This is a genomic window from Streptomyces sp. NPDC018029, from assembly GCF_044327655.1.
Lineage (GTDB): Bacteria > Actinomycetota > Actinomycetes > Streptomycetales > Streptomycetaceae > Streptomyces.
Genome location: NZ_JBIRFV010000016.1, coordinates 172,494 through 178,586, shown reverse-complemented (window position 1 = coordinate 178,586; position 6,093 = coordinate 172,494). Strand labels below are relative to the sequence as shown.

Below are 6,093 nucleotides of genomic sequence, written 5' to 3'. Positions count from 1 at the left end.
CTGCACCCAGGCCGGATTGGCGCTGATCGCCGCCTCCGGGGCGGTCTCGGCCACCTTGCGCAGCCGCACCCTCGCACCCGCCTTCTCCGCGCCCTGGGCGATGGCCTGGGCCAGGGCGTGCACGGTGCCGGTGGCGCTGTAGTAGATGACGGCGACGTTCACAGGTTCCACGGCTGATTTCCTTAACGTGTCGGGCATGTTCGCGTGCGTTTGCGTGCTCACGTGCAGGTGCGTCTGCAGATGCGGATGCGGGTGCGGGTGGGGGTGGGTCAGCGGGCGATGACCAAGGTGGCGGGCGGTGCGGCGTGGAAGGAGACGTCGCTGAAGCCGGCCTTGGTGAGCCAGGCGTGGTAGTCGGCGCGCCGCCAGGTGCCGCCCTGCTGGGACTTCAGGAGCATCTCGGAGGCGAACAGCAGCGGGAAGGCGGGCCCGGAGCGGTCGTCGTCGACGACGTAGTCGCAGACCACCAGGGCGCCGCCGGGCTTGAGGGCGTCCTTGAGGCGGGTGAAGACCGCGATGTTGTCCTCGGGGCCTTCCTGGTGGGCGATGTGCGAGTACAGCGCCACGTCGTAGCGGCCGGTGCCGAAGTCGGTGGTGTGGAAGTCGCCGTCGATGCAGGTGAAGCGGTCGCCGACACCGCGCTCGGCGAGCAGCTTGCGGGCGATGGCGTTGATGGGTTCCCAGTCCAGCTGGGTGGCGCGGGCGGCGGGGTTGGCCTCCAGCCAGGTGGCGGAGTAGATGCCCGAGCCGCCGCCGACGTCCAGGATGGAGATGGCGCCGGCCCCGGCCAGGCCCAGCACGTCGGCGGCGACGGCGGCGGCGGGGACCGACTGGGCGGCGATGGCGGGCACCACCTGGCCCCAGTGCGGGTTGTCGGCGACTTCGGTGGTGGGGTCGCTGACCGGGCCGCCGGCGCGGACCACCTCGGGCAGGGCGGTGAGCTTGCCCATGTGGGTGAGCTTGAGGCGGGCCATCTGCGACAGATCGGCGGGCCGGCCGGTGACCAGGTAGGCGGAGGCGGCGGGGGTGTTGCGGTAGCGGCCCTGCTCGAGGGTGAGCAGCCCGATGCTGACCAGGCCGTCCAGCAGGGTCTGGGCGCCGCGTTCGGAGATCTGCGCGCGCTGGGCCAGCTGGGCGGCGTCGTGCGCGCCGGCCTCCAGGTGGGTGAACAGCTGGTGCTCGGCGGCGGCGCCCAGGATGCCGGTGGACCAGTAGCCGTTGATCAGCCGCAGGACGGTGTCCGGACCGGCGTCCGGACCGCTCTGCAGGACGGCGTCCGGGCCGGCGTCCGGGCCGGACTGCGCCCCGGCGGCCGGGCGGGGGTCCGGGTGGGCGGGTGTGGTGGCGTGGGTGGGCTGGTGCTCGCTCATGCGGTTCCTCCCCGGCCCGCGGGGGCCGCGTGGGTGCGCAGTGCGCTGCGCAGGACGGTGACGACGCGCTCGACCTGGTCGGTGCTGAGCTCGGCGTGCATGGGGATGGCCAGGTGGCGGGCGAACAGGTCGGCCGAGACGGGGCAGGCCTGCTTGGCCGCGAAGACCGGCTGCAGGTGGCTGGCCCAGGTGCCGTGGCCGCAGCCGATGCCCTGGCCGCGCAGGTCGGCGGCGAGCGCGGCCCGGTCCACCGAGGGGTCCAGGGCCACCAGGTAGGACTGCCAGGCGTGGGTGCGGTCGGCGGGCACCTGGGGCAGGCTCAGCAGTTCCTCGCCGGCCAGGAGTTCGGCGTACTGGGCGGCGACCTGGGTGCGCCGGGCCAGCAGTTCCTCGATCCGGCCCAGCTGCACCTGCAGGATGGCCGCGGCGATGTCGGAGAGCTTGAAGTTGTAGCCGACCTCGGTGAACTCCGGGATGGGCAGGCCCACGATCTTGGACTGGTCGAAGATGCTGCCGATGCCGAAGGAGGAGCGCAGCCGGGCATCGGCGGTGACGGCCGCATCGGCGGCCAGCAGGGCGCCGCCCTCGCCGCAGCTGGCGCCCTTGCGGCCGTGGAAGGACAGGCAGGCCACGGGGGCCAGCGCGCCGGCCGGGCGGCCCTGGTAGGTGGCGCCGACCGCGCAGGCGGCGTCCTCGATGAGGAACAGGCCGTGGCGCTGGGCCAGCGCGCTCAGCTCGCGGTAGTCGGCGGGCAGTCCCACGGTGTCCACCGCGATGATGCCGACGGTGCGCGGGGTGATCAGGTCGGCGACCGCCTGCACGTCCAGGGTGTGGGTGTCGGGGCGTACGTCGGCGAAGACGGGCACCGCGTCCAGGTAGCGCACCGCGTGGGCGGGGGCGGGGAAGGTGTAGTCGGCGACGATGACCTCGTCGCCGCCCTGCACGCCCAGGGCCAGCAGCGCCAGGTGCAGGGCGGCCCCGCAGTTGCTGACGGCCACCGCGTCCATGGCGTAGCGCTGGGCGAGCTGGGCCTCCAGGGCCTTGCCGCGGGGGCCCTGGCCGGCCGGCCAGCCCGAGGCGAACACCTCGGCGACGGCGGCCAGTTCCTGCTCGCCCAGGCTGGCGTGGACCAGGGGGACGGCACTGTTCACGGCACTCACTTCTCGCCCTCCCCACCAGCAGCGCCAGCAGCGGCGGCGGTGCCGGGAGCAGGAGCAGCGGAGACGGCAGGGGCGGGGGTGGTGGTGGGCGGCTGGTAGCGCAAGGGGGTGAGTTCCTCGACGTCGTAGCGTTTGCGCATCTCCTCCACCGCGGCGGGATCCACCGTGGTGCCGCGCGCCCAGATCTCGGCGATCTCCTCGAAGTAGTGCTCGTGATCGGGCGAGGGATAGCTCTGGAAGAGCATCTTGACCGGCTTGTCGGTGGCGTTGCGAAACGCGTGCGGGGTGCCGGGCGGCACGAACATGCAGCCGCCCTCGGCGGCCTTGATGACCCGCTCACCGCTGGCCGAACGCCAGTGGTGCCAGGTGTCCTTGGTGCGCTCGGTCGGCTCGAAACACATCAGGTCCAGCTCGCCCTCCAGGACGTAGAAGAACTCCTGGGACTCGTGGTGGACATGCGCGCCGACATCGAAGCCGGGCGGCACGACCACCTCGAAGATGGAGATGGACGAGCCCTGCGCCTGGGTGGCCTTGAAGGTCACTTCCTGCGCCGGAGTGATCAGCTTGCGTCCCTGGCCGGGCGGAACGATCAGGCCAGTCATAGGGTGGGTTTCCTTCTTCTCGTACGGACAACTCGCCTGGTCGGCGGACGGGCTGGCGGGTGGCGGGTGGGCGGAGGGGCGTCGGGCCTGCCGGCTGCGGGCTGCGGGCGCAGGCACCGCGCCGCCACCGCTGCCGCTGCCGTGCGGGCCGGCACACCCGCGGGGCGGGCGTACGGGCACCTGCCGCCACTGCTGCCGGTGCTGTGCGGGCCGGCACACCCGCGGGGCGGGCGTACGGGCACCGGGCCGCCAGTGCGGCGGACACACCGGCCGGCCTGCGGGCGGGTGTAGAGGCACCATGCCGCCGCTGCGGCAGGCACACCCGCGGGCGGGCGCGCGGGCACCGGGCCGCCGGTGCGGCGGAGGGGCACCGCGCTGCAGGGGCGGGACTGTGGCTGCGGGGGCGGCGGGCGGGGCGGGCGTCACCGCGGTCACACCGCTACGCCGTCACGCCGTCACGCCGTTACGCCGTCACGCCGTCACGCCGTTACGCCGTCACGCCGTTACGCCGTTACGCCGTTACGCCGTCGTCTCAGCCGGCGGCGGGCGGGGTGTCGCTGCTCCAGCGGCCCAGCGCCATCTCGGCGGTGATGCCGGGGCCGAAACCGGCGATCAGGCCGGTGGCGTCGGGCATCGGGGTGTCCTCCTCGAACAGGCGCAGCGCCGCGTCCAGGACGACGGCGCTGGCGATGTTGCCGTACTCGGTCAGCGTCGACCAGCTGTGGCGGAACACCTTGCGGTCCACGTCCAGGAACTTGGCCAGGTCGTTGAGGATGCGCGGGCCGCCGGCGTGGACGATGTAGAAGTCGAGGTTGGAGGCGTCCCAGCGGTGCCCGGCGGCGAACTCGCGCAGCACCGGCGCCAGCGGCTCCATGGTGCCCGGCACCCGCCGGTCCAGCTGGAAGTGGAAGCCGGTGTCGCGGACCGCGTAGGAGATCCAGTCCTCGGTGTGGGGGATGAGGTAGGAGGAGTTGGCCTCCAGCTCGATGCCGGTGCCGCCGATGCCGCGCACCACGGCGGCCGCGACCGCGTCCCCGAACAGACCGTCCGAGAGCAGCGAGCCGATGTCGTCCATGTCGGGCTGGTAGCACAGCGAGCACAGCTCGCAGGAGACGATCAACACGTTGCTGCCGGGGTGGGCCAGGCAGAAGTCGTGGGCCCGGTTGATGGCGGCGCCGCCGGCCGCGCAGCCCAGCTGCGCGATGGGGATCTGGCGGGTGTCGGAGCGAAAGCCCAGCTGGTTGATGAGCCAGGCCGTCAGCGAGGGCATCAGGAACCCGGTGCACGACACGTAGATGATCGCGTCGATGTCCCGGGCGGTGACCCCGGCGTTGGACAGGGCCTCCTCCACCACCTCGGGGGTGCGCTTTTTCGACTCGGCCTCGTAGATGCGGTTGCGTTCGGTCAGGCCCGGGTGCTTGAGGGTCTGCTCGATGGGCTGCACGATATGCCGCTTCTGCACCCCCGTGTTGCGGATCAGTCGAAGTGCCAGGGGAAGCTGCGGCTTTCCGGCATGGACCCGCTCGGCGAAATCCAGCGTCTCTTCCGCCGTGATGACGTATTCCGGCACACGCACTGACGGCTTGCATAGCCTCGGCATATCGGGAATCCACTTTCTCTAGAGTCTGCCTTCTGCACGTGAAGAAGCTTGTGCGCGCTCCCGGTGCCGCCCGCTTCGGCGACGGCAAGGGCAGCGGTGACGGCCTGGGCCGCGCCGCCTTCGCCGGCCCCGGACCCCGCCCCCCAACAAGTCCGGGAGACGGCGCCCGGCCACCGGGGAAGGCGGCACGAGAGGAACAACCCGGCCCACGAGCCGGGCCGACATACGAGCGGACCGGGCGCGCGGGCCGGGACGGCATACCAGCCGACCGGAGTCGCGGGCCGGGGACGGCATACCAGCCGGACCCGCGAGTCGGGGACGGCTTACCGGCCGGGCCCCGTTCCGGCACGGCCGCGGGAGGCGGCCGGGCGGGACACGGCCTGCGGCCGGCCGGGGCACGGGTGCGGGATACAGCTGAGCGGGACACGGCCTATCGCCGGGCGGGGTACCGGATCAGCGGGGCAGGGCTGGGCGGAGTAGAGGTCCGGGTCCGGATCCGGGTTACGGCTTGGTGGGTTACAGCCCACGGGCCGGCGGGGCACGGGTTAACCGGCCGGGTAGGGGTAGAGGTTGACGGGGTACGGGTTACCCGCCGGGCGGGGTAGGGCTTGGGGCTTGCGGCCTGGCGGGGCACGGCCGGCCGCTCGGGGCGGCTTGACGGACTGCAACTGCGGCTTGGCCGGTGGGCCCGGCCGCTGGGCATGACCGTTTACGGCCTGACCGCTGGACGGATTACGGCTGGCCACTGAGACCGGCCGCGGGGCGACTGCCGCTCACGCCGTGCGGCTGGGCGCTGGAGCTGGTCGCCTGAGGCGGCCTGAGTTGCTGGAGCTGGTCGTTCGGGACGGCATACGGCCAGCCGCTGGACGGCTGCCGCTCGCGGCTCGCGGCCTGGGCGCTTGCGGCCTGCCGTGGGCGGAATGCGGGCGGGTGACAGAGGGCCCGGCGGCCCGAGGGCGTGCGGTGCGGAGCCGACGGAGTGGAGCTGATGGCGTACGGCAGCCGGCGACGGGCCTTGCGACCCACGGCACGCCGCACACCGGGCACGCCCGGGCAATGGCACGACAGAACACGGAAGTCGGCCCGGCTGGGCACCCAACTACGCGTAACAGCAGGGCAGTTGCGCGGCCACCAGCAACCGGACGGACCGAAGACTGCGGGCGGACGCGCGCCACGTGCTGCGGGCCGAACGAGAACCCCCTCCCCCGCCGCCCTTCTCCGCCACCCGCGCCCGGGCCACCACCCGGACCGGCCGGACCGGCCACCGGAGAACAAAAAAGAAGGGGTACGGCGAACCGGGCCGGGCGCACCGGATCCCGCCCCACCCCCACCGCCTACGGGAGGAAGGAACCCCGTGAACA

At 73.1% G+C, this 6,093-nt stretch carries 5 protein-coding genes; all 5 read right to left on the bottom strand.

Features of this window, described 5'->3' with window-relative positions; translation table 11 throughout:
- A partial coding sequence (locus ACH4D5_RS36465) for a flavodoxin domain-containing protein (RefSeq protein WP_398311680.1) occupies nucleotides 1-198 on the bottom strand: 198 nt, incomplete at its 3' end.
- Nucleotides 199-269: 71 nt separating this feature from the next.
- The gene (locus ACH4D5_RS36460) at nucleotides 270-1,370 is read right to left on the bottom strand and encodes a class I SAM-dependent methyltransferase (protein ID WP_398311677.1); all 1,101 of its coding nucleotides are present in this window, start codon (nucleotides 1,368-1,370) and stop codon (nucleotides 270-272) included.
- Entirely contained in the window at nucleotides 1,367-2,521 is a 1,155-nt protein-coding gene (locus ACH4D5_RS36455) for a DegT/DnrJ/EryC1/StrS family aminotransferase (RefSeq protein ID WP_398311674.1), read from the bottom strand. Before ACH4D5_RS36455 ends, ACH4D5_RS36460 begins: the two co-directional genes overlap by 4 nt.
- Before the next feature lie 5 nt (nucleotides 2,522-2,526).
- Nucleotides 2,527-3,132, bottom strand: coding sequence for a cupin domain-containing protein (locus tag ACH4D5_RS36450; RefSeq protein WP_398311672.1), 606 nt, complete (start codon nucleotides 3,130-3,132; stop codon nucleotides 2,527-2,529).
- Nucleotides 3,133-3,664: 532 nt separating this feature from the next.
- Nucleotides 3,665-4,732, bottom strand: coding sequence for a type III polyketide synthase (locus tag ACH4D5_RS36445; protein ID WP_398311670.1), 1,068 nt, complete (start codon nucleotides 4,730-4,732; stop codon nucleotides 3,665-3,667).
- Between the last annotated feature and the right edge of the window lie 1,361 nt (nucleotides 4,733-6,093).

Excerpts from the sequence above, each read along its gene's own strand:
- ACH4D5_RS36460 (WP_398311677.1), bottom strand. The coding sequence starts at position 1,370 with ATGAGCGAGCACCAGCCCACCCACGCCACCACACCCGCCCACCCGGAC.
- ACH4D5_RS36450 (WP_398311672.1), bottom strand. The coding sequence starts at position 3,132 with ATGACTGGCCTGATCGTTCCGCCCGGCCAGGGACGCAAGCTGATCACT.
- ACH4D5_RS36445 (WP_398311670.1), bottom strand. The coding sequence starts at position 4,732 with ATGCCGAGGCTATGCAAGCCGTCAGTGCGTGTGCCGGAATACGTCATC.